The 23,045-nt window shown below is 67.4% G+C and carries 16 protein-coding genes and 1 rRNA gene; 9 read left to right on the top strand and 8 right to left on the bottom strand.

Annotated elements, in window-relative coordinates:
• The first annotated feature begins 113 nt into the window (after positions 1–113).
• Positions 114–470, top strand: a complete 357-nt coding sequence (locus tag AC1DH3_RS09905) for a hypothetical protein (protein ID WP_441416560.1) — start codon at positions 114–116, stop codon at positions 468–470.
• 157 nt (positions 471–627) lie between these two features.
• Here AC1DH3_RS09905 and AC1DH3_RS09900 read toward each other — a convergent pair whose 3' ends face one another.
• Together AC1DH3_RS09900 and AC1DH3_RS09895 are read right to left on the bottom strand one after the other, a co-directional pair.
• A complete protein-coding gene (locus AC1DH3_RS09900) occupies positions 628–4,188 on the bottom strand; it encodes a bifunctional proline dehydrogenase/L-glutamate gamma-semialdehyde dehydrogenase (protein ID WP_476909205.1) in 3,561 nt (1,186 codons plus the stop codon).
• A gap of 250 nt (positions 4,189–4,438) precedes the next feature.
• Positions 4,439–5,902, bottom strand: a complete 1,464-nt coding sequence (locus tag AC1DH3_RS09895) for an amino acid permease (protein ID WP_441417821.1) — start codon at positions 5,900–5,902, stop codon at positions 4,439–4,441.
• A 142-nt stretch (positions 5,903–6,044) separates the two neighbouring features.
• On the opposite strand from AC1DH3_RS09895, the gene AC1DH3_RS09890 reads away from it, so the two are divergent.
• The 3 genes from AC1DH3_RS09890 to AC1DH3_RS09880 all read left to right on the top strand — a co-directional run bounded on the left by AC1DH3_RS09890 (position 6,045) and on the right by AC1DH3_RS09880 (position 8,539).
• Positions 6,045–6,953, top strand: a complete 909-nt coding sequence (locus tag AC1DH3_RS09890) for a LysR substrate-binding domain-containing protein (protein WP_441416558.1) — start codon at positions 6,045–6,047, stop codon at positions 6,951–6,953.
• A 70-nt stretch (positions 6,954–7,023) separates the two neighbouring features.
• Positions 7,024–7,452 carry an aspartate 1-decarboxylase gene (gene panD / locus AC1DH3_RS09885; RefSeq protein ID WP_441416557.1) on the top strand — a complete coding sequence of 143 codons (429 nt, stop codon included), beginning with the start codon at positions 7,024–7,026 and terminating at the stop codon, positions 7,450–7,452.
• A gap of 160 nt (positions 7,453–7,612) precedes the next feature.
• On the top strand, positions 7,613–8,539 hold the full coding sequence (locus AC1DH3_RS09880; protein ID WP_441416556.1) for an AEC family transporter: 927 nt from the start codon (positions 7,613–7,615) through the stop codon (positions 8,537–8,539).
• Positions 8,540–8,595: 56 nt separating this feature from the next.
• On the opposite strand, the gene AC1DH3_RS09875 is transcribed toward AC1DH3_RS09880, so the two are convergent.
• Complete coding sequence (locus tag AC1DH3_RS09875) at positions 8,596–10,743, bottom strand: discoidin domain-containing protein (protein ID WP_476909204.1); 2,148 nt, start codon at positions 10,741–10,743, stop codon at positions 8,596–8,598.
• Between the two features lie 383 nt (positions 10,744–11,126).
• On the opposite strand from AC1DH3_RS09875, the gene AC1DH3_RS09870 reads away from it, so the two are divergent.
• Positions 11,127–12,239 (top strand): GmrSD restriction endonuclease domain-containing protein, encoded by a 1,113-nt coding sequence (locus AC1DH3_RS09870; protein ID WP_476891886.1) that lies wholly within the window; start codon positions 11,127–11,129, stop codon positions 12,237–12,239.
• Positions 12,240–12,312: 73 nt separating this feature from the next.
• Here the strand turns inward: AC1DH3_RS09870 and AC1DH3_RS09865 are convergent, their stop codons facing one another.
• Positions 12,313–13,302: an LLM class flavin-dependent oxidoreductase gene (locus AC1DH3_RS09865; protein WP_476891885.1), complete on the bottom strand. Its 990-nt coding sequence runs from the start codon at positions 13,300–13,302 to the stop codon at positions 12,313–12,315.
• 178 nt (positions 13,303–13,480) lie between these two features.
• Between AC1DH3_RS09865 and AC1DH3_RS09860 the strand changes: the two genes are divergently transcribed.
• From AC1DH3_RS09860 to AC1DH3_RS09845, 4 genes are all read left to right on the top strand, one after another.
• Positions 13,481–14,350: an aldo/keto reductase gene (locus AC1DH3_RS09860; RefSeq protein WP_476891884.1), complete on the top strand. Its 870-nt coding sequence runs from the start codon at positions 13,481–13,483 to the stop codon at positions 14,348–14,350.
• A 60-nt stretch (positions 14,351–14,410) separates the two neighbouring features.
• On the top strand, positions 14,411–15,112 hold the full coding sequence (locus AC1DH3_RS09855; RefSeq protein ID WP_441416551.1) for a type 1 glutamine amidotransferase domain-containing protein: 702 nt from the start codon (positions 14,411–14,413) through the stop codon (positions 15,110–15,112).
• A gap of 75 nt (positions 15,113–15,187) precedes the next feature.
• Positions 15,188–16,888, top strand: a complete 1,701-nt coding sequence (locus AC1DH3_RS09850; RefSeq protein ID WP_476891883.1) for a helicase HerA-like domain-containing protein — start codon at positions 15,188–15,190, stop codon at positions 16,886–16,888.
• 120 nt (positions 16,889–17,008) lie between these two features.
• Positions 17,009–18,001 carry a hypothetical protein gene (locus AC1DH3_RS09845; RefSeq protein ID WP_441416549.1) on the top strand — a complete coding sequence of 331 codons (993 nt, stop codon included), beginning with the start codon at positions 17,009–17,011 and terminating at the stop codon, positions 17,999–18,001.
• Positions 18,002–18,124: 123 nt separating this feature from the next.
• Here AC1DH3_RS09845 and AC1DH3_RS09840 read toward each other — a convergent pair whose 3' ends face one another.
• The 4 genes from AC1DH3_RS09840 to rrf all read right to left on the bottom strand — a co-directional run.
• Complete coding sequence (locus tag AC1DH3_RS09840) at positions 18,125–20,089, bottom strand: NHL domain-containing thioredoxin family protein (RefSeq protein ID WP_476891882.1); 1,965 nt, start codon at positions 20,087–20,089, stop codon at positions 18,125–18,127.
• A complete protein-coding gene (locus tag AC1DH3_RS09835) occupies positions 20,089–22,242 on the bottom strand; it encodes a bifunctional copper resistance protein CopD/cytochrome c oxidase assembly protein (protein ID WP_476891881.1) in 2,154 nt (717 codons plus the stop codon). The genes AC1DH3_RS09840 and AC1DH3_RS09835 overlap by 1 nt, the downstream gene beginning before the upstream one ends.
• Before the next feature lie 110 nt (positions 22,243–22,352).
• Positions 22,353–22,640, bottom strand: coding sequence for an HU family DNA-binding protein (locus AC1DH3_RS09830; protein ID WP_011776355.1), 288 nt, complete (start codon positions 22,638–22,640; stop codon positions 22,353–22,355).
• Positions 22,641–22,958: 318 nt separating this feature from the next.
• Positions 22,959–23,045, bottom strand: a 5S ribosomal RNA gene (rrf, locus tag AC1DH3_RS09825); the annotation flags it as partial.

The following is a 23,045-nucleotide window of genomic DNA, read 5'->3' as shown; positions in this document are numbered from 1 at the left end:
ATCCTGACCTTGTTGAAGGTCAAGCAGAGGCCCGCCACCACTATTCGAAAAACGAACGCTCTCCCCTGTCGCTCCGAGCGGCAACGGCGGAAAGCGCTCGGGATAGGCCAGCAATGACGCCAGCCATAAACCACCCCCACCCCACAGTGCGGTCCAGCCGCCCGCTGAATGCCGCCCGGCCCCTGGCGGCAACGGCACGCCTCGAGAGCGTGCCGCATCCCGGCCTCGGCCGGCTCGACCCGCACGCCCCCCTCGCCCGGAGCGACGACGACTTCGTCGGGATCCCCTATTGCGAGCGGTGCGGGACCGACGAGTTTGTGTACCTCGAGACGTTCGTTCCCGCCAAGCACCGCCGGGATGGCTCCGTCAGCAGACTGGGCGAGGTCACCTACTTCTGCTCGGGATGCGAGGACTTCTCAGCGCACGCCGTCCCGGCGTCCTGGGTGCCGCCAGGCTGGTACCTAGGCTGAGAACTGCACCCGGGCTGCTGGAACCGCACGCCCCTTAAACGGCCATCGCCGCCGCTCCCGCACCCTGGTGCGGTTGCGGCGGCGATGCTGTCTGCCGGGAAACTCTACCTGCCTCGGCGGCGCCACGGCCCGGGAGAACTAGGCCGGGCCCGGAGAGTCAGACCAGCCCGTCCGAGAGGTGGTTGGCGGTGCCGAAGCGGTGCGCCGTGATGCTGACGGCCTGCTCGTGCAGGAACGGCAGCAGCTCCACCCGCCCGGCCTCCGTCACCGGGTGGGAGTAGACGGCCAGGTCGGGACGGCCGCCGGTGGCGTCTGCCAGCGCCTTCGCGTCCCCGCCGATCAGGCGGATCCGCGTCACGGACGGCTTAGCGGCCCCGGCGAGCCGGGCCACGGAGGTCAGCCAGTCGGCGTCGTTCTCCACCGTGATCGCGATGCCCAGGCCGGCGAGTACGGCGCGCAACTGGGACGGCAGCTCGACGGCGCTGGACACCGCGAGCGTTGATCCCGCCTGGACGCCGGCGGCAACGGTCCGGACGAGTTCGCCAAGCGGTTTCCCTTCGGAGAGGCGCACCGTGACCGGCAGCGGGCGGTAGCGGAACACGTTGCGTTCGGCGCTCAACCCGGAGACGTCCTTGGCGGTGCCGAACTCCCCGGCCCAGGCCACGGCATCGGAGGCCAGCGAGCGCTGCAGCGGGGCCAGTTCCTCGGCGGTCAGGAAACCCTTGGCCGCGTCCTCGATCCGGCGGACGCCGGAGTGCAGCGGGGCGGGGGCCACCGCCCCGGTCTCGGCTGCGGTGCTGGGCTTGCTGACCCATTCGCCGAGTCCGGCGAGGTAGTTGGGTCCGCCGGCCTTGGTGCCGGCACCCACTGCGGACTTCTTCCAGCCGCCGAACGGCTGGCGCTGCACGATCGCGCCGGTGATGCCGCGGTTGACGTAGAGGTTTCCGGCCTCGACGGTGTCCAGCCAGAGTGCCAGTTCGTCCGAGTTGAGCGAGTGCAGGCCGGAGGTCAGGCCGTACTCGATCTGGTTCTGGATCGCGATGGCCTCCTCCAGGGTCTCGGCGGTCATGACGCCGAGCACCGGGCCGAAGAACTCGGTGAGGTGGAAGTAGGACCCGCGCCGGACGCCGTGGCGCACACCCGGGCTCCAGAGCTTGCCGGAGTCGTCCAGCTGCTTCGGCTCCACGGCCCAGGCTTCACCCTCGCCGAGGGTGGTCAGCGCATTGAGGAGCTTGCCGCTGGCGGGTTCGATAATCGGGCCCATCTGGCTGGCCGGGTCCTCCGGGTAGCCGACCTTGAGCGAGGTCACGGCGTCGATCAGCTGGTTGTGGAAGCGCTTGGACTTCGCGGCGGACCCCACGAGGATCACCAGGGACGCCGCGGAGCACTTCTGGCCGGCGTGGCCGAAGGCGGAGTAGGCAACGTCCTTCGCCGCCAGGTCCAGGTCGGCGCTCGGGGTGACGATGATGGCGTTCTTGCCGCTGGTTTCGGCAAGCAGCGGCAGGTCCTTGCGGAAGGAGCGGAACAGTTCGGCCGTCTCGTAACCGCCGGTCAGGATGACGCGGTCCACGGCGGGGTGGGAGATCAGCTGCCGCCCGAGCTCACGCTCGCCCAGTTGCACCATGGTGAGCACGTCGCGCGGGACGCCGGCCTCCCACAGGGCCTCGATCATCACGGCGCCGCTGCGGCGGGCCTGCTTTGCCGGCTTGATGACGACGGCGGACCCGGCGGCGAGTGCCGCGAGGGTGGAACCGGCCGGGATGGCCACCGGGAAGTTCCACGGCGGCGTCACCACGGTCAGCTTCGCCGGCACGAAGGTAGCGCCGTCGACGTCGTCGAGCTTGCGGGCCGACTCGGCGTAGTAGTGCGCGAAGTCCACGGCTTCGCTGACCTCGGGGTCGCCCTGGTCGATCGTCTTGCCGGTTTCGCTGGCCATCACCTCGAGGAGATCGGCGCGGCGGGCTTCGAGCACGTCACCGGCGCGGTGCAGGATCTCGGCCCGCTCGGCGCCGGAGAGGGCGCCCCAGGCTTTGCCCTTCTCAAGGGCGGTATCGATGACGGCGTTGAGCGTTGCCTCGTCGTTGATCGTGGCTGCTTCGACGGCGGCATTGCCCAGGGTCGACGTCGCCACGCGGCCCAGGATGGCACGGCCCCAGTCGCGGTTCGCGGGCAGCGACGGATCGGTATCCGGGGTGTTCTCGAACGAGTCGTGCGGCATCGGCGCGGCCGGAAGGGCGCGGTTCTGCCGGCGGTTGGGGGCCGGGACCTCGTCGTCGAGCTTGGCGAGGGAGGCGAGGAAGCGCTGCTTCTCACGCTCGAAGAGGGATTCGTTTTCGCTGAGTTCGAAGACCGCGGACATGAAGTTGTCCTGGCTGGCGCCCTCTTCGAGGCGGCGGATCAGGTAGGCGATCGCGACGTCGAACTCGGCCGGGTGGACCACCGGCGTGTAGAGCAGGAGCGAGCCGACGTCCTGCTTGACCGCTTCGGCCTGGCCCTGGGCCATGCCGAGCAGCATCTCGAACTCGATACCCTGCTGTGCGGTATCCGCGATGCCGCGCTGCTTGGCCAGCAGCCAGGCGAAGGCGATATCGAAGAGGTTGTGGCCGGCGACGCCGATCCGGATGTTGCGGATCCGGTCCGGGTGCAGCGCGTAGTTGATGACGCGCTTGTAGTTGGTGTCCGAGTCCTGCTTGGTGCTCCAGGTGGCGAGCGGCCAGTCGTGCAGCGAGGCTTCGACCTGTTCCATCGGCAGGTTGGCGCCCTTGACCACGCGGACCTTGATGGCGGCACCGCCGTCGGCGCGCCGGGCGGCAGCCCAGTCCTGGAGGCGGATCATGGCGGCGAGGGCGTCCGGCAGGTACGCCTGGAGCACGATGCCGGCCTCGAGGTTCTTGAACTCGGGCTTGTCCAGGATCCGGGTGAAGACCGCGATGGTCATGTCCAGGTCCTTGTATTCCTCCATGTCCAGGTTGATGAACTTGGCTTTCTGCCCGTCGGTGGCAAAGGATGCGGCGCGGGTGAAGAGCGGGGTGAGCTTTTCGACCACGTGCTCCACGGCCTCGTCGAAAGCCCAGGCGGAGTGCGGGGCCACGGTGGAGGAAACCTTGATCGAGACGTAGTCCACATCGGGCCGGGCAAGCAGGGTGTGCGTGCCTTCGAGCCGGCGGGAGGCCTCGTGTTCGCCAAGCACGGCCTCGCCGAGGAGGTTGACGTTCAGCTTGATGCCGTCCTTGCGGATCTTCGCGATGGCCGGGCCCAGCTTGGCGTCGGTAGCGTCGACAATGAGGTGGCCGACCATTTCGCGGAGCACCCGGCGTGCGATCGGGATGACCACCCGGGGCAGTGCCGGGGCCATCGTTCCGCCGAGGCGGACGGCGCTGCGCATGTACCACGGCAGGAACGCCGGGACTTTGGGGGCGAGGGCGGCGAGGTTGCGGGCGGCGACCTGCAGATCCTCGGGGCGCACGACGCCGTCGACGAATCCGACGGTGAAGTCCAGGCCGTTCGGGTCCTTCAACACACCGGCGAGCTGCGCGGCGGAGGCGTCGACGGGGACCTTGGCTGCCGCCGTGAGCCAGCGGCGGACCAGCGAGATGGCCTCCTCGGCGAGGGCTGCAGCCTCAAGCACGGGCGAGCCTTCCGAAACGGCGGCGTGCGTGGCTCCCTTGCCCGCGTGCGCGCCGGCGTTCAGGCCGGATTCCGTTGAGGTGTTGGTCATGGTGGCACTCGTTCTTTCTCAATATGTGGACCGTTCTTGAATCAGTATGCGACCGGATTTTCATAAGATAAAGCGATGTTTTCCGAGCAATACTGGTTAGGAAAATCGCACGTTCCAGCGCCCCTCCCCCACCTCGGGCACACCAACGGCGAACCCTCCCCCACGAGGTGAGGGAGGGTTCGCCGGAATTGGGCCGGATCTGACGGAGCACCCGGATAAGGGCCGCAGACCGTGAGGGAGCGTAGGCGGTTTAGCCGACGTGGCGGTGCATCTCCACGGCTTCTTCATGCCGCGGGCTGTCCGGGTTCATCAGCGAGTGCTTCCGGCCGTAGCCGAAGTAGATGGCCAGCCCGACGACCAGCCAGACGCCGAACCGGACCCAGGTCTCCCAGTGCAGCTGAAGCATCAGGAACGCGGACGCGAGCATGCCGAAGAGCGGAACCACCGGCATGAAGGGCAGCCGGAAGGTGCGCGGGGCGTCCGGACGCTTGTAGCGGAAGATGATCACCGAGAGGCAGACGACGACGAACGCGGCCAGGATGCCGATGTTCGTCAGGTCGGCCACGGCCTTGATCGGGAAGACGCCGGCCAGCACGGCCGAGGCCACGCCCGCGATCCAGGTGACGCGTTGCGGGGTGCCGTGCCGGTCGGTCTTGGCGAACCAGCCCGGCAGCAGCCCGTCGCGGCTCATCGAGAACCAGACGCGGGTGACGCCGAGCAGGAAGGTCAGCATGACGGTCAGGATGGACAGCACGGCGAAGACGGAGATGATCGTGGCGATCACCGGCAGGCCGACACCGTTGAAGGCGGACGCGAAGCCGGCCTTGGGATCGATGTCCTTGTAGTTCTGCATGCCGGTGAGGACCAGGGTCGCCGCGACGTAGAGGAGCATGGCCACGATCAGGGACAGGATGATCGCCTTCGGCATGTGCTTCTTGCCGTCCGTGGCCTCCTCCGCAGCCGTACTCATCGCGTCGTAGCCGAACACGGCAAAGAACACGGTGGCGGAGCCGGCCAGCACCGGGCCGAAGCCGCTGGGCATGAACGGGTTGTAGTTGTTGGTGTTGATGTAGAAAATGCCCAGGCCGATGATGAACAGGATCAGGACGACCTTGATGGCGACGGCCACGAGCTCGAAGCGCCCGAAGGTCTTGGTGCCGCGGGAAAGGATCCAGGTCACGAGCAGGCAGACGGCAATCGCGGGGAGGTTGACGATGCCGCCCTTGCCCTCGTCGAACGTGGAGGTCATCCAGGTCGGCATGTGGATGCCAATGCCGGAGAGAAACGCGTCGAAGTAGCCGGAGATACCAATGGCCACCACCGCCACGATGGCAATGTATTCCAGCAGCAGGTCCCAGCCGATGAACCAGCCGATCACCTCGCCCAGGGCCACGTACCCGTAGGTGTAGGCCGAACCGGCGCGGGGGATCATGCCCGCGAATTCAGCGTAGGACAGGGCGGCGGCCGCGGAGGCCAGGCCGGCGATCAGGAAGGAGAACAGCACGGCGGGGCCGACGCCGGGTTCACTCTCGCTGCCGTGGGCGACGAGGCCCGCGAGCGAGAAGATGCCGACGCCGATAATGCCGCCGACGCCGATGGCCGTCAGCTGCCAGAGGCCAAGGCTTTTGAACAGGCCGCTGTGCTTGTTCTCTTCTTCGATGTCGTCGATGGGCTTGCGCCGCATGATTGATTTGGTTAAATCTCTGGTGCTCATCAGGGTCTCCTGCTCGGAAGTGGCGCCCATCAATCCACCCTGTGATGGGGGTAACTCAGTGACAACAGTATGCAAGCCCGATTGCATTAGATAAAGTGAATTCTCCTAATCAATAACCATTAGAATTCACAAAGGAATAGCGATGCTCGACGTCCGGCGGCTGCGCCTCTTGCGCGAACTCAAGATCCGGGGCACCCTCGCCGAAGTCGCCGAAGCTCTGCAGTACAGCCCGTCCTCGGTCTCGCAGCAGCTGGCGTTGCTGGAAAAGGAAGCCGGCGTCGAGCTCCTGCGGAAGACGGGCCGCCGGGTGCAGCTCACCCCGCAGGCCGAAGTGCTGGTCGCCCACACCGCCCAGCTGCTGGAAACCCTGGAGCAGGCGGAGGCCGATCTCGCAGCCTCGCTGACCACCGTGACCGGAACGGTGCGGATCGCCGTCTTCCAATCCGCGGCCCTGGCCCTGATGCCCGATGCCCTGACCCGGATGTCCGCAAGCTATCCGGAGGTCCGGATCGAGATGATCCAGCGCGAACCCGAAACGGCCCTGCATGAAACCTGGGCGCGGGACTTCGACCTGGTCATCGCCGAGCAGTATCCGGGCCACGCGGCACCCCGCTACGCCGAACTGGACCGGATCCGCCTGACCGGCGATGCGATCCGCCTGGCAGTGCCGCCCGCTTCCCCGGAGCGTCCCGCCGTCACGTGCCTGGCCGACACCGCGGGGATGTCCTGGGTGATGGAACCCCGCGGTGCGGCGTCCCGGCACTGGGCCGAGCAGGCCTGCCGGAGCGCGGGGTTCGAGCCGGACGTGCGCTTTGAAACCGCCGACCTGCAGGCCCAGATCCGGCTCATCGAGTCGGGCAATGCGGTGGCGCTGATGCCGGACCTGGTCTGGACCGGGCGAGGCACGACGGCGCAACTGATCGATCTCCCGGGGGACCCGCACCGCACCGTCTTCACCTCCGTCCGCCGCTCCAGCGCTACGCGCCCGGCCATCCTGGCGGCGCGCGAGGTCCTCGCCGAGACGGCCGCTTCCATCGCCCCCGCGGCCTGACACGGGCCTCCTCGGCGGTGTTTCCTGGCTCACAGCGCGCCGCGTGCGCCGGCGTTAGACTGGTGACGTTATGAATCGCACAATGTTCAAGTCCAAAATCCACCGCGCCACGGTCACCCACGCGGACCTTCACTATGTCGGCTCGGTCACCGTGGACCTGGACCTGCTGGAGGCCGCCGACATCCTGCCAGGCGAACTCGTGGCGATCGTTGATGTCACCAACGGTGCCCGGCTTGAGACGTACACGATCGCCGGCGAGCGCGGCTCCGGTGTCATTGGCATCAATGGCGCGGCCGCTCACCTGATGCACGAAAATGACATCGTCATCCTGATCACCTATGCCCAGATGACCACGGAAGAGGCCAAGGCCTACACCCCCAGGGTGGTCCATGTGGACAAGGACAACAAGGTGGTCCAGATCGGCAGCGACCCCGCGGAGGGCCACACCGCCGGCCTGACGCGCCCGCCGCACGCACTGAACAACGCCGCGCTGAACTAACGCGCCAGCCGCAGACCCCGCCGAAAGTTCCCGGGACGCTCCCGCGCGGACAGGTTCATGTCGCCCCGTTGCCAGCCCTGAAGGGTTGGCGGGGAAAATCTGATTATTGTGGGACGGTGCCTGACACCCTTGACCCGACCACGCCGTCACGGACTGCCGCATGCTAGGCGTCCTGGCCGGCTTCTTCGTCGTCTGGTTCATCATCCTGGTCGGCATGTTCGTCGGCCGGCGCAACATTCTGGGCGATAACGCCCGCTCCGTCCTGAGCGCGCTGACATTCTTCGTGGCGAGCCCGGCCCTGCTGTTCGAGACGCTCAGCAAAGCCAGGCTGAACGACGTCTTCGCCGCTCCACTACTGGTGACGGCGGTGGGGGCGGTCACGACGGCGGCCATCTACTTCGGCGTCGTGCGCCTTCTGCTAAAGCGCTCCCTGCCCGAAGCCCTGGTCTCCTCCATGAGCGCGTCCCTGGCCAACTCCGCCAACCTTGGCATTCCGATCGCCGTATATGTCCTGGGTGACGCCAGCTATGTGGCGCCCTTGTTGATCTTCCAGCTGGCCTTCTTTACGCCTCTGTTCCTCATGCTCCTGGATGCCACCACTAGCGCCCACCGGACAACGCCGCTGAGTTTTGCCCTGATGATCCTGCGGAATCCCATGATCGTTGGTTCCGGGCTCGGGCTGCTGGTGGCCGGGACGGGCTGGGAGATTCCGCAACTCATCTTGCAGCCCATCCACCTGATCGGAGGCGCCGCGATCCCGGCCATGTTGTTGTCCTTCGGTATGAGCCTGAACGGCTCCCGGCCGCTGCAGGCCTCGGCGGAACGCCGGACCGACACCCTGCTGGCCAGCGGTTTCAAGCTCATCGTCCACCCGCTGCTGGCTTTCCTCTTCGCCCGGTTCGCCCTTGGCCTGCAGGACCAGGCACTCTTCGCCGTGGTGGTGACCTCCGCGTTGCCGACGGCGCAGAACGTCTTTGTGGTGGCCAACCGGTACAGAACCGGGCTCACCGTCGCCAAAGACACCGTGCTGATCACCACCGTGGTGGCCGTCCCCGCGATGATCGGGGTGGCCCTGCTCCTCGCCTGAGAAGCACCCGGCGCGGGCGGACGACGGCGCCCAGCACCTGCGTGATGCGCCGCTCCTTAGCCCGGGGCAGTAGCCACTGAGATGCTGTAGGGCGGCAGCGTTATGGTGGCGTGCCTGTCCGTGCCTACGCTGGTGCTCACCGGCGGGTCATTCGGGTCCGGATACCCTCCGTTGCCCCTGCCGTGTGACGGGTTCCACTTGTACTGCTCGGCCGAGTACTGGTCGAGCTCCAGGCCGCCCTTAACAACCTGGGAATTGCCGTCTTTTTCCTGCATCAGCCGGACGGTGATGGCCCGTTTGGGATCCTTGTTGAACAGGAGCACGCTGAGCTTGCCGTCGGGGCGTCGCACCGTATAGGCAGTGACCAGCTCCTGGCCCTTCGCGTTGCGCACGTCACTGGTGGTCTGGAACATGGTGTGGCTGCCGGTGCCGGCCTCCAGCCAACTGTGGTTCACCAGCCTGGCAGCTTGGTAGGCGGCCACGGGCCGGATTTCCCACTCATCGTAGAACTGGAACAGCATCAGGTTGCCCCGCGTATCGCATTTCTCGCCGACTTCGTCCTGGAACACCCAGTTCGGCTCAATGCCGTAGAAGTAGCTGCTCTCCCCGCCCATCGCCAGGAACATGGCGGACGTTTCCGCGTTGACTATGGCGCCGGGCAGCTCCAGTTCGACCTGTCCGACAAACGAGGAATAGCCGTACTCCGTGATGACCTTGGGAACTTCGGCGGGCAGGCCGGCATCCTCCTCGCGTTTGAGCAGCCGCCTCAGCAACTCCGGGTTCTGCGGCAGAGTCCCGGCGGGGTCGGCACACACATTATCGAAGGGGTACCACTCGAAGGAAAAGAAGTCGAAGTCCGACATTGCGTCGCGGTGCCGCAGGTAGGAAACAAAGCGACCGGTCCAGGACCGGACCCCCTTGTCGTCCGGCCAGTGCACCCAGTCGGGCAGTGTGGTCTGGTAGCCCGGGCCGCCGAACTCCAGGGACGGGTTCACAGCCCGCATGGCCGCGGCCATCTGGACGTACAGCGCCCCGTAGTGCTCCGGCTGTGCGAGCTGACCGTCCGGTTCCTCACCGATCTCAATCCGTTTGATCGGATAGCCGCGCTTACCGAGGTAGCGGGCCAGGGCCGCGGCGTCGTCGGGCGTTCCGTACAGGGCCGGAACCGGGACCATCATGGGCTCGTCCTTGGTAATCCCGCTGGCAAGAAGCCGCTCGAAGCTGGCGTGCTCATAATCTTTGTCGATGTCGTCCTTGCTGTGCCACGGGTCCGTCGAGGAGGTCCACATGACCGTTTGCCGTTGGGACGTCCGGTGCCGAACGTGGTCGAGGAACGCACCGCCTTGCTGCTGCCCGATATAGATTTCTCGCACGGCCACCCCCAGCCGGTCGCGGATGTCGCGGGACCCAGCAGGGGCGGTGTTCGAGTCCGCAGTGAACAGGATGCGCACGTATTGGGCGTTTATCGGCGTGGAAGCGATCCGTACCGTCTGGGTCCCCCCGGTTCCCTGCTGCACGGCGTGCGGGAAGTCACGCCAGGTGCCCTTGTCAACGGGGAAGCGCGCGTCGCGGCCGGTCCAGTACTGCACCTTGAACCGGGTGGCGTACGGGGTACCCCAATCGAAGCGGACGGTGTCCATCGGCAGGGCCTGCGGGAACTCAACCATGATCCACTGCGGATTGAGGCTGTCAGGTTCTCCGGTGAAGTGGGCGTCCAGGTAGGGGTTGCTCTTCCAGAAGGTGTCAACGTCGCCGTCGTTCAAGCGGGAGTGGCCGCTGTTCTTTCCTTGATCGATGGTGTTGCCGCGCCGGGGAAGGCGGTAGCCGTACGAGACCCCATAATCTTCCGCGGGCTCGGACGACGACGTCCAGTACCCCTGCTCCTTGTCCGGCTGGCTCCACGTCCCGTGCGGGTTCCAGTGCCACGCCTTGACGCCCAGTTCGGTGCGCAGCCGGTAACTCACCGGGCCGAATCCGGCTGACTTCATGGCTTGGACATTCGGTGGCGACCACACCCGGTCGATCTCGTTTTCTTCGAGGCCGTCGACGCCGACCCCCATGGCGCGGTGGCCATCGAACTTGTTCACCGGATTGTCCATCTCGATGCTAATGATGCCGTCGGCGTGCGGAAGCGGCTCTGGCCCCGCGCCCCGCATCGCGACGGTCGAACCAAGCCAGAGACCCACCGCAGCAAGGGCCGCCACGGAGATCATGGTTGCACGCCGAGATGGTCGAAGAGTCCGCTTCTTACGCTCGGGGTCAGGCGCCATGGCATCCTCGGGTCCGGTGTTGTCCGTTCAAGGCTCGGGGGAACTTGTTGGGGCAGCCCCGGCCTCATGCCGCGCGCCACCCGCCCCCAAAGGGCATCGCTGTACTGGTTGTTGACGATCAAATCCCAGTGTGCACGGACGTGCCGGAAATAGCTACGGACTTCTTGCCCTTCCCCGCTGCATGACCGAGCGGTCCCTCGCCCGCCGGGACCCCGGCGTGGCACCGGCCCGACGTCGGGGACTCCGCCGGTAGGCTGTGAAAGGCCGGACACCGGCCCGCCGACGGGCAAGCAGTGGGGCAAGCAGCGGGGCAAGTAATGGGGGAAGAATTGCGCAGGATTAATACACGCGGAGCTGGTAACGGGCGGGTTCCATCCGACACCGGCCGCCGCAGGGGCGCCGTCGACTGGATCGCCTGCGGCGTCGCCGGGCTGCTGCTGGTCTCGTCCACCGCCTGCGCCGGAACCGCAGCTGTCCCCGGTAAGTCCGCCGTCGAGAGTGCATCACCTGGTGTGGCGCCCCCCGGGTCCGCCACGTCCCGTTCCGCTCCGACGCCGGTGGCCGCGCCCACAGCCGCTTTGACCGGGGCGTCGGCCCCGCATAAGCAGCCGGCCTACGCCAGCAAGGCGCTTGAGGTGCTGGCCACGCTGCCGGTCAAGGGGAGGGCGCCCAAGACCGGGTACTCCCGTGACCAGTTCGGACAGGCCTGGGCCGACGTCGACCGGAACGGCTGCGACACCCGCAACGACACGCTGCGCCGCGACCTCACAGCGGAGGCGCTCAAGCCCGGAACCCGGGGCTGCGTGGTGCTTTCCGGGATTCTGAAGGACCCCTACACCGCGAGGCTCATCAACTTCCGCCGCGGAGCCGACACCAGCAGCGCGGTCCAGATCGACCACGTCGTGGCCCTCAGTGACGCCTGGCAAAAAGGCGCACAGCGGCTGAGCCCCGCCCAGCGGCTCGCCTTCGCCAACGATCCGCTCAACCTCCTGGCCGTGGACGGCCCGGCGAACATGCAGAAGAGCGACGGCGACGCCGCCACCTGGTTGCCGCCGAACAAGTCCTACCGCTGCGCTTACGTGGCGCGCCAGATCTCGGTCAAGGCCAGCTACGCATTGTGGGTCACCCGGGCCGAGCACGACGCGATGGCGCGGATCCTGGCGGACTGCCCGGGCGCCCTGGCCCCCACCAGCCGGCAGCCGACGACTCCCGCGCCGGCCGCTCCGCCGTCGCGGAAAGCCCCGGCCACGGCACCCGCCCCGGTGGCACCCGCCCCGCCTGCGCCCGTTCCGGCAGCGTCCGTTCCGGCAGCGGTGTACTACGCAAACTGCACTGCCGTCAGGGCCGCGGGCGCCGCACCCATCCGGCTGGGGCAGCCCGGTTACAGCAGCAAATTGGACCGCGACGGCGACGGCGTCGGCTGCGAGTAGCCCACGCCTGAAAGGCTGATCGAGGCGCCCTTCAGGGCACCGAGCGGGCGCGTCTGGCGGGCGCTATCCCGGCTCAGACCCGGGCGAGCCCGGCCACCTCCGCGAGGAGCTCCACGGAACGCAGCCTGTCCTCCACTCCGGCGCTCTGGTGCGCGACGATCAGTTCGTCGGCGTCGGCGTGCGCCGTGAACTCGTCCAGGTATTCCAGCACTGCGCCCGGGGTGCCCACGGCGGAGTACTTCATCATCTGCGCCATGTGCTGGCCCTGCGGGGAGTCCAGGATCATATCCGCCTCGTCGTCGCTGAAAACGCGGCCGTTGCCGAAGAAGAGCGAGACCCGGGCCCGTTTGGTGGCCTGGAACATTGCCTGCGCGTCGGCGGCGGAATCCGCGGCGATCACGTTGACGCCGGCGATCACGTGCGGGGCCTCCAGCTGCGCGGACGGCCGGAATTCACGGCGGTAGAGCGCTACGGCGTCCTGCAGGGCGTCGGGGGCGAAGTGCGAGGCGAAGGCGTAGGGCAGGCCCAGTTGCGCCGCCAGCTTCGCCCCGAACAGCGAGGAGCCGAGAATGTAGAGCGGCACGTTGGTGCCCTTGCCGGGGGTGGCCTCCACACCGGGGATGCGGGTAGGACCGGTCAGGTAGCCCTGCAGTTCCAGGACATCCTGCGGGAAGCTGTCAGCGCTCATCGGGTCGCGGCGCAGGGCGCGCATGGTGTTCTGGTCACTGCCGGGGGCCCGGCCCAGGCCGAGGTCGATCCGGCCCGGGTGCAGGGTCTCGAGCGTGCCGAACTGCTCGGCGATGGTCAGCGGCGCGTGGTTGGGCAGCATTACACCGCCGGATCCGAGCCGGATGGTCTTGGTATGCGCGGCGATGTGGGCGATCAGCACGCTCGTCGCGGAGGAGGCGATGGACGACATGTTGTGGTGCTCGGCGTACCAGATCCGGCGGTAGCCCAGTTCCTCGGCGCGCTGCGCCATGGCCACGCTGCCGGCGAAGCTTTCCGCCGCCGTCTGGCCCTTGCCGATGATTGCCAGGTCAAGGATGGAAAGCGGAACAGTCACGGAAAAGCCGGCCTTTCGTAGCGGAGCAGGGTGTCTGGAAAATCTGGCGCAAGCCGGATTCCGGCAGGCGCATACTGGTGCCAACGACGGCGGGGCCGGGCTTATTTCTGCGCGGCCGGAATCACCGGCAGGAGTGCGCGGAAGGAATACTCAGCACCCTTAGTGGGTTGCCGCCCTTATGAGCCACGACAACCCACAGCATCCGGAATCATCCGCAACGATCGAGTTGAAGGACCTGGGCACGGTGCACCGCCTGGGCTTCGGCGCGATGCGCATCGTCGGCGACGGTGTCTGGGGCGAACCCGCTGACCGGGGCACGGCCATCGCCGTCGTCCGCCGGGCCGTCGAGCTCGGCGTCGACTTCATCGACACGGCCGACTCCTACGGGCCCAATATCAGCGAGGAGATCCTTGCGGAGGCCCTGCATCCCTACAAGCACGGCCTCAAAATCGCGACCAAGGTCGGATTCACGCGCACCGGTCCGAACGAATGGGTGCCGCTGGGCCGGGCCGAGTACCTGCGCCAGCAGACCGAGCTGAGCCTGCGCAAGCTCAAGGTGGACGCGCTGGATCTGCTGCAGCTGCACCGGATTGATCCCAAAGTCGATCCGGAAGAGCAGTTCAGTGTCCTCCGCGACCTGCAGAAAGAAGGCAAGGTCAAGGCCCTGGGCCTGTCCCAGGTCAGCGTGGCCGAGCTGGAGCAGGCCAGCCAGTACTTCACCGTCTCCACCGTGCAGAACCGCTACAACCTGACGGATCGCAGCTCGGAGGATGTCCTCGACTACGCGGAGGAGCACGGCATCGGCTTCATCCCGTGGGCCCCGATCTCGGCCGGCGAACTTTCCCGTCCGGGCGGCCCCCTGGATGAGGCCGCCACGCGGCTGGGCGCCACCACCTCCCAGGTGGCCCTCGCCTGGCTGCTTCGCCGCTCACCCGTCATGATGCCGATCCCGGGCACCGGCTCGGTCAAGCACCTCGAAGAGAACCTGGCCGCCGCCGGCGTCGTCCTCGATGACGCGACGTTCGCCGAACTCGAAGCCGCACGCTAAGAACCCACCCCCATCCCCACCTTTGACCGGCTCCTTGGCCGGCAGAACAGGAGCAAGAACATGGCTAACATCCTGATGGTCGTATCCGCAGCAGATTCCCTCACCATGCGCGACGGCAGCAAGCACCCCACCGGTTACTGGGCCGAGGAACTCGTGGTCTCCCACCAGACCCTGCTGGGCGCCGGACACACCGTCCGCATCGCCACTCCGGCCGGCGCCAAGCCCACCGTGGACGAGGTCAGCCTGGCCGCAGAATCCGCCGGCGGCCAGGACCGCGCCGACGGCTTCCGCAAGTACCTGGCCGAGATCGACGCCGAGCTCTCCGCCCCGCTGGTGCTGGCCGACGTCGACCTTTCCGGGTACGACGCGATCGTGATGCCCGGCGGCCACGGCCCCATGGCCGACCTGTTTGAGGATGCGGACCTCGGCCGGCTGCTGATCGAGGCGAACAAGGCCGGCAAGGTCATCGCGCCTTTCTGCCACGGTCCCGCCGGCCTGCTGAGCGCCGTCGACGACGCCGGGAACTTCGCCTTCGCGGGGCGCCGTCTCACCGTGTTCACCAATGAAGAGGAACTGGGTGGCGGCACCGGGGAGAACACGCCGTGGTTCGTCGAGGACGAGCTGAAGGAAAAGGGCTCAGTCGTGGAAAACGGGGCCGCCTGGAGTTCACACGTGGTCCGCGACGGCAACCTCATCTCCGGACAGAACCCGCAGTCCAGCGAGGACGTGGCGAAGGAAGTCCTCAAGGCCCTCGCCGAATAACGACGTCGGCGAAGCAGAAAAATAAACATCGGCCGTGGCCGGGTCCGGTCTTCCGGACCCGGCTAAGCTAACGGCATGGCCATCAAATCCACTGCAGATAAAGTCGCCACCATCCAGAAGGGTTACACCCTGGAGGGGCCCACGATTGAGCTGGGGGCCGCGATCGTCGACGGCGAGCTCCACAAGGAAGCCCCTGTCCGGTTGCCGCTGGCCATGATGAACCGCCATGGCCTGGTGGCGGGTGCGACCGGGACCGGCAAAACCGTCACCCTGCACATGATGGCTGAGCAGCTCTCCACCGCCGGTGTCCCGGTGTTCCTCGCGGACATCAAGGGCGACCTCTCCGGCCTCGCCACGGCCGCCGCCGGTTCAGAGAAACTCAGGGCGCGTACCGACAGCATCGGGCAGGCCTGGTCCGGCAAGACTTTTCCGGTGGAATTCCTGGCCCTCGGCGGCGACGGCGCCGGCATACCGGTCCGGTCCACCATCACTTCCTTCGGCCCCATCCTGCTGTCCCGCGTGATGGAGCTCAACGAAACCCAGGAGTCCAGCCTGCAGCTGGTCTTCCACTTCGCGGACAAGAACAACCTCGAACTGATCGACCTGAAAGACCTGCGCGCGGTCATCCAGTTCCTGACCTCGGACGAGGGCAAGGACGAACTGGAGAACCTCGGCGGCCTCTCGAAGTCCACCGCCGGCGTCATCCTGCGCGAACTCATCACGCTTGAGGCGCAGGGGATGGAGAAGTTCTTCGGCGAGCCCGAGTTCGACACCGCTGAACTGCTGCGGACCGCCCCCGACGGCCGCGGCGTCGTGACCTGCCTGGAGCTGCCGACCCTGCAGACGAAGCCCATGCTGTTCTCCACCTTCCTGATGTGGCTGCTGGCGGACCTGTTCGAGGACCTGCCCGAGGCGGGCGACTTGGACAAACCGAAACTCGTGTTCTTCCTGGACGAGGCGCACCTGCTGTTCAACGGCGCCTCCAAGGCTTTCCTTGACGCGATCACCACGACGGTCCGGCTGATCCGGTCCAAGGGCGTGGGCATCTTCTTCGTGACCCAGACACCGAAGGATGTCCCCGCGGACGTCCTGGGCCAGCTGGCGAACCGGGTGCAACATGCCCTGCGCGCCTTCACCCCCGAGGACGCCAAGGCACTCAAGGCAACGGTTTCCACGTTCCCGATCAGTGACTACGACCTTGAGGAGACGCTGACCTCGGCCGGAATCGGCGAGGCCGTGATCACGGTCATGAATGAGAAGGGCGCGCCCACCCCGGTGGCCCTGACCCGGCTGCGGGCGCCGGAGTCCGTGATGGGACCGAGCGATGATGCGCTAATAGCCAGCACTGTGGCCGGGTCCGCCCTGCTCGCCAAATACGGCACCGCCGTGGACAACGTCTCCGCCTATGAGAAGCTCGCGAGCCAGTCGGCAGCGTCCACCGGCCCCGCCGCCGGGTCCGACGCCGGTTCGGGTTCCGGCACCGGCCTGGACCCCAACGCCGTCGATGCCGACGCCCGGCGGATCGAGGAAGAAATCCTCGGCCGACCCAGCAGCCGCTCCACACAGTCGCCGACGCCCGATCGGGAACGCACCCCGCAGCGTCGCGCCCCGCAGCCGCAGGAATCCAGCGGCGGAATGGCCGGCGACCTCGCCGGCGCGCTGGGCGGCGCCCTCGGCGGTGGGCTCAAGAGCATGGCACGTTCGCTGGGCACGCAAATCGGCCGGGAGCTGCTCCGGGGCGTCTTCGGCACCTCATCCCGGCGGCGCAGGCGCTAGGCGGTCTTCCGCAACCGGGCCGCCGCGGCCGGGACCGCCCGGCGGGCATGGTGCACGTCACAACGGGCGCCCGTGACACCTGCGTTCAGCGGGCGTGCAGGTAACGTAAGGTACGTGCAGATGAGTCAGGCGTTGGTCAGGATTGCAGCCGTGTGGCTGTTGGGCCTGATGCTCGCCATAGCCGGCGCGGTCGTCGCGATCAATCTGGTGAACAATTCCATTGCCAGCCCCCAGCAGCCGGTCCGCGAGTATCTGGACGCGCTGCAGAAGGGCGAAGGCGAGAAGGCGCTCGGCCTTCTTCACGCCTCCGTGCCGCAGAGCAACCCGGCGATGCTGGACGGAGAGGCGCTGAAGACCGCCGCCGCGAGGATATCCGACGTGAAGATCGGCAACGCGCAGGACCAGGGCGGCAACCAGGTCATGGTTCCGATCGATTACACCATCGACGGCAGCCAGTTGCGCACCGAGTTCCTGCTGCAACGGTCCGGCACCCAGTGGCTCTTCTTCCATGACTGGTCCTTCGTCCCGGCCGCGCTGCCGGTGATCGACGTCACCGTCGTGAATTCGAACCAGGCCCTGCTCAACGGGGTCCCGGTCAACATGCCCAACGGTCGCAACTCCTTTGCCGTGTTCTACCCCGGCGAGTACGAGGCGGCCCTGAACGGCCAGTTCTTCGCCGCCCCCGCGACCCGGACAACCGTGACCAGTCGGGATATGCCCTCGGCGCCGTTGAACCTGCTCACCCAGGCCACGGACGGGCTCAAGGACGCCGTCACCGCGAAGGTCAAGGAGTTCCTGGACAGCTGCGCGGAGCAGGCGGACAAGCAGCAGCGGCTTCAGCCGGACTGCCCGTTCTACCACGCCACCAACAACCGGGTCGTGGACGGCACGATCGACTGGAGCATCGCCGACTATCCGGCCGTCAGCATCGAGCCCTTCGGCGGCCGCTGGGTCGTCGCGCCGCTGGACGGCAAGGCACGGATCAAGGCACGTCAGGTGGACCTGTTCACCGGCGCGGTTACGGAGCTCAACGCAGTCCACGATTTCAGCTTCACCACGCGCCTGGACATCGACGGCGACACGGTCAAGCTCACCCCGCAGCTAAGCAACTAAGCCTGCTGTGCGGCGGCCGCGGCCGCCGGCTCCCCCGGACACGCAAAAGGCTGCCGTCCGTGACACCCAAGCCACGGACGGCAGCCTCACAGCGCCAAGTACCTCAGGACTCCAGCCGGCCGCTTAGTCCATGCCGCGCAGGTCCAGGACCAGCTCGGTGTCCCCGTCGGCCTGCAGCAGCACCGGGATGCCCCAGTCCTGCTGGTACAGGTGGCACGCCGCGTGATCCGGGATCTCCCCGTCCTCGGTCTCCGGACCGTCGCAAGCCGCGGCCCGTGCGGTTATGTGCAGCACGCCCTCGGGGACGTCGGAGGCGAGCTCCAGGGTGCGGAGCAGGCCCACGGAGGTCCCGCCGCCGGCCACCAGCAGCTCCGGCGGGGTGGAGGAAATCTTCAGCTGCGTCGGGTCACCCCAACGGTCATCCAGCTTCTGCCCGGTCGGGGCCGTGAACCGCACGGTCAAGGACAGCAGACCTGGGGCCACCGGGCTCTTGGGCCGGTGGGTCTGCGCCGCCCCTTCGTCCACCTGCTGCGCTTCCTTGGGGATGGGCACATAGACCAGCTGGTGCTTGTTCGCCTCGACCACCACCAGCAGCGGCTCGGTGCCGGCCACCTGGGTGTGGTCCACGATGACGTCGGAGGGCTCGGACAGCCCCCGCGCGAGCGTTGACACCGTGCCGGTAGCGGGGTCGTAGCGCCGGACGGCACCGTTGTAGGTGTCCGCGATCGCCACCGAACCGTCGGGCAGGACTGTCACACCCAGCGGGTGCTGGAGCCGGGCCTCGGCCGCCGGTCCGTCGCGGAAGCCGAAATCGAACAATCCCTTGCCGACGGCGGACTCGACCGTGATGGCGCCGTCGTCGGCGATCACGAGTTTGCGCAGTGCCGAGGTCTCCGAGTCGGCGACCCAGATGTTGCCGTCGGCGTCTTCGGCGAGGCCGGAGGACTGGGCGAACCAGGCCTCCGCGGCCGGGCCGTCGAGCAAACCTTCGAGGCCGTTGCCGGCGATGATGGACACAGCACCGGTAACCGGGTCGAAGCTGAAGATCTGGTGCACGCCGGCCATCGCCACCACGACGGCGTTGAGCTTGCTGGACCAGACGACGTCCCAGGGCGAGCTCAGCGAGACCTGCAGCGGATCCGCTTCAAGCCGGCCACCGTAGGCGGCGCCCTCTTCGTCCACGCGCGCCGGACCGGTCTCGAGCAGCCGCTGTACCCCGTTGCCGGCAAGGGTGGTGGCGCTGCCGTCCGCGAGGAAAAGCCCGCGGAGCCGGTGGTTGACCGTGTCGGCAATCACGACGTCGTAGCCGGCCTTCGCGGCCACGTCCTCCGGAAGCAGGACCAGGCCCTGCGGTTCGTTGAAGCGGGCCTCGGCGGCACCGCCGTCGGCGTGGCCTTTCTCGCCCGAACCATAGGTGCCCAGCACCGTCTCAAAGTCGGTGGACAGCTCCACCAGGCGGTGGTGGCCGGTGTCGGTCACCAGCCAGGAGCCGGCGTCGGCCGCTGCGGCCGAGTCGCCGCGGCCGGCCGGAAGGTAAAGGGCCTTGCCCGGGAACCGCAGCGTGCCCGACGTCGGCTCCGGGGCCACGTACGGGCCGTCGCCGCGGTGCAGGGTGCCCTTCGCTTCGTGCTCGGCGATCAGTTCGGGGATGAGCACGGCCAGGCCGTCCGCATGGCCTTCACCGGAAAGGTGCGCCACGATGTAGCCCTCGGGGTCGATGACCACCAGGGTGGGCCATGCACGGGCGGTGTACGCCTTCCACGTGTCCAGCTCCGGGTCGTCCAGGACCGGGTGGCGGATCTCGTAGCGCTCCACGGCGGCCGCCAGGGCCACCGGATCTGCTTCGTGCTCGAACTTGGGCGAGTGCACGCCGACGGTCACGAGGACGTCCGAGTACTGCTGCTCGAGCGGCCGGAGCTCGTCCAGGACATGGAGGCAGTTGATGCAGCAGAAGGTCCAGAAGTCGAGCAGCACGATCTTGCCGCGCAGGGATTCGAGGTCCAGGGATTTGCCGCCGGTGTTCAACCAGCCTCGGCCTACGAGTTCGGAGGCCCGGACCCGGAGGTGGGTGCGTACGGTTTCGCTCATCAGCGTCCTTCCAGCTTTGAATTGCGTTCTGCCAGCTTCGCGTCGCGTTCGGCGAGCTGGGCAAACATATCGTTGTAAGCGGTGAGATCGGCGTCGTTATTCCTGTCCGCGGCACGGTCGGTCCGTTTGGACTCCCGTGCGTCGGAGCGGGACCACATGACGGCGACGCCGATCGCCACCAGCAGGGTGGGCACTTCGCCGATCCCCCAGGCCACCGCGCCGCCCATCTGCTGGTCCAGCAGGGCCGAGGGGCCCCAGCTGCGGCCCAGGTTGCCGAAGTAGTCGGCGGCCAGCAGCCCGGTGCCGCCCATGATGGCGACGCCGAAGAAGGCGTGGAAGCCCATGGTGGCCAGCAGGAGGAGCAGCCGCATCGGGTACGCCGCCCGGCGGGGCAACGGGTCTGTGCCGATCATGGTCAGCACGAAGATGTAACCGGTCAGGGCGAAATGCAGGTTCATCAGTTCGTGGCCCACGTGGTCGCGCATGGCGTAGCCGAAGGCATCCGAGTAGTAGAACAGCACAATCGACCCGGCAAAGTTCGCCGCGGCGAAGAGCGGGTGAGTGACGAGCTGCGAGAACTTCGAGTGCACGAAGATCAACAGCCATTCCCTCGGCCCGCGGGAGCTGTCCCGCCGCGCGGCCAGTGCCCGCAGCGCCAGCGTGACGGGGGCACCGAGGACCAGGAAGATTGGGGCCACCATGGTCAGCGCCATGTGGTCGACCATGTGCGCCGAGAACAGGACCCGGCCGTAGACCGAGGGCGGGCCGGAGGTCACGTAGGTGAGGACCACCAGGCCGATGACCCAGTTGACGGTCCGGAACCAGGACCAGGCGTCGCCGCGCTGGCGGACTTTGCGGATGCCCAGGAAGTAGGACACCAGGCCAAAGACGGCGACGGCGACCCAAAGCCAGTCGAGCCGCCACTCCGTGAGCCAGCGTTGCGGGGTCAGCTCGGGAGGCAGTTCGTAGCCGGAGAGGATGAAGGCCGGCGACGCGTCCGCGGCGAAGGTGCTGGGCTGCGGCGGGGCCGAGCGGCCGAGCGCGACGGCGATTCCCGACGTCGCACCCATGATCAGCAGCTCCACGAGCACCAGCTGCCAGAGCACACGGCGGGCGGTCAGGCCGGCCCCCTTGACGCCCAACTGAGGGATGACCCATTGGCGGTGCATGAATCCCACGCCGCCCAGGACGAGCGCGGCCACCGTCTTGGCCAGGATCAGCTGTCCGTAAGCCGACCCGAACAGGTCTGCCCAGCTGGAGATCCTGATGCTGGCGTTGACCACGCCGGAGGCGAAGACCAGTGCGAAGGCGAAGCCGGCCAGGGCCGAGAAGCGGTGGAGGGTCGGTTCCGTGATGTCGGCCCGGCCCGGGGCTCCGGCGGCCGTAGCGGCACCAAGAACGCCGGAGAGGAGGGCCAGCACAATGATGCCTCCCACCCAGGCCGAGACTCCCAAGAGGTGAAGGCCCAGGGAGTTGATCGCGCCTTCGTGGTCGCTTGAGCTGGACGAGTGGCCGATCAGCGCCGCCGGCACCAGCCCTATGACGGCAAGGATCAGCGTGAACGCCAGTGCACCCCTCGAACGGACGCCGAACAGCGCAGTGGTGGTCACAGCAGCGATGATGACGACGGCCAGCCAGGCCCTGCCGGTTTCGATGTCGGTCATGAAGTAGACGAGGGACTTGGTGAATTCCGGGTCCCCTGAGATCGCCTGGCCCGCGATGTCCGAGTAGCTCAGGACAAGCACTGCAACCGCTGAGAGGGTCCAGGCGATGCCGGCGACGGCGGCGACGGCCAGGGCGCGTGTGAAGGCGGGATGCTCGGGGGCGGCTTTGTCCTTGGACTGGCGGCCGGAGAGATCCTTGGGCAGGATGCCGACGGCGAAGATGAGGCCGCCGATTACCGTGGCGAGGGAGACGTTGTGGATGGCCTTGCTGATGGGCAGCCCCCAGCGGACCAGCGCGCCGGGATCCGAAACTTCGCGGGCTCCGGCCGCCCCGGAGAAGAGCAGTGCCGCCACCAGGCCCAGGAACAGCGCGGCCAGGCCGGCGAGCTGCCAGGGCCCGGAGATTCCCGGCGCTCCGGCACCTCGGCCGCGCGCTCCGCCCGTCGGGGTGGGCGCTGGTGAAGTCTGGGGTTTCGCTGCGGAAGGCACAACTCCATTGTCCGCTACCCCTGCCCGCGCGCCGAATCCTCTCGGCGGCGGTTAACGCAAAGGAGCGGCAACCCGAGGGGTTGCCGCTCCTTTCAAGCGTTTGAAGAAGACTACTTCTTCTTGGCGACTGCAGCCTTCAGCTTGGAACCGGCGGTCAGCTTGACGCTGTGGCCGGCGGCGATCTGGATGGTCTCGCCGGTCTGCGGGTTGCGGCCGGTGCGGGCTGCACGGTCGGTGCGCTCGACGGCGAGCCAGCCCGGGATGGTGATCTTTTCGCCCGCGGCGACAGAGGTCTCGAAAACCTCGAACAGTGCATCGAGCACGGAGTTGACGGCTGCCTGGCTGGTGCCGGCCTTGCCAGCTACCTCTGCAACAAGTTCACTACGGTTCTTAGCCATTTATGTCCTCCTGGACGGTTCTAATTTCTGAAGCCTGCACGCGGCATGCGTGCAAGCCACTCTTCGAAAACTTACCAGCTTGCCGCCGCCGAGGTGGCAAATTCCGCGTGTTTTCGCCCTTTTTTGGGAAAAATTCCGGATTTCGAGGGCCTTGGAGTACCTTTTCAGCCGTCAGCGGACGCTACCCGGGCCGGTGCCGGCCGACGACGCAGCGGCGGCGGTGCGCGACGGCGGTGGGCGGGTGCCGTGGTGGGTGGTTTTGGGGTTAAAGGGGGAGAGCCTCCAACCTGGTGGTTGGAGGCTCTCGACCTAATGTATGTCCGGCGGTGACCTACTCTCCCACACCCTCCCGGGTGCAGTACCATCGGMGCTGTGGGTCTTAGCTTCCGGGTTCGGGATGGGACC

The organism is Arthrobacter sp. 05L428, from assembly GCF_056397665.1.
Note: the sequence above shows the minus strand (reverse complement) of the source record. Positions and strands in the feature narration are given on the sequence as shown.

Excerpts from the sequence above, each read along its gene's own strand:
- AC1DH3_RS09905 (WP_441416560.1), top strand. The coding sequence starts at position 114 with ATGACGCCAGCCATAAACCACCCCCACCCCACAGTGCGGTCCAGCCGC.
- AC1DH3_RS09900 (WP_476909205.1), bottom strand. The coding sequence starts at position 4,188 with ATGACCAACACCTCAACGGAATCCGGCCTGAACGCCGGCGCGCACGCG.
- AC1DH3_RS09895 (WP_441417821.1), bottom strand. The coding sequence starts at position 5,902 with ATGAGCACCAGAGATTTAACCAAATCAATCATGCGGCGCAAGCCCATC.
- AC1DH3_RS09890 (WP_441416558.1), top strand. The coding sequence starts at position 6,045 with ATGCTCGACGTCCGGCGGCTGCGCCTCTTGCGCGAACTCAAGATCCGG.
- panD (WP_441416557.1), top strand. The coding sequence starts at position 7,024 with ATGAATCGCACAATGTTCAAGTCCAAAATCCACCGCGCCACGGTCACC.
- AC1DH3_RS09880 (WP_441416556.1), top strand. The coding sequence starts at position 7,613 with ATGCTAGGCGTCCTGGCCGGCTTCTTCGTCGTCTGGTTCATCATCCTG.
- AC1DH3_RS09870 (WP_476891886.1), top strand. The coding sequence starts at position 11,127 with ATGGGGGAAGAATTGCGCAGGATTAATACACGCGGAGCTGGTAACGGG.
- AC1DH3_RS09860 (WP_476891884.1), top strand. The coding sequence starts at position 13,481 with ATGAGCCACGACAACCCACAGCATCCGGAATCATCCGCAACGATCGAG.
- AC1DH3_RS09855 (WP_441416551.1), top strand. The coding sequence starts at position 14,411 with ATGGCTAACATCCTGATGGTCGTATCCGCAGCAGATTCCCTCACCATG.
- AC1DH3_RS09850 (WP_476891883.1), top strand. The coding sequence starts at position 15,188 with ATGGCCATCAAATCCACTGCAGATAAAGTCGCCACCATCCAGAAGGGT.
- AC1DH3_RS09845 (WP_441416549.1), top strand. The coding sequence starts at position 17,009 with ATGAGTCAGGCGTTGGTCAGGATTGCAGCCGTGTGGCTGTTGGGCCTG.
- AC1DH3_RS09840 (WP_476891882.1), bottom strand. The coding sequence starts at position 20,089 with ATGAGCGAAACCGTACGCACCCACCTCCGGGTCCGGGCCTCCGAACTC.
- AC1DH3_RS09830 (WP_011776355.1), bottom strand. The coding sequence starts at position 22,640 with ATGGCTAAGAACCGTAGTGAACTTGTTGCAGAGGTAGCTGGCAAGGCC.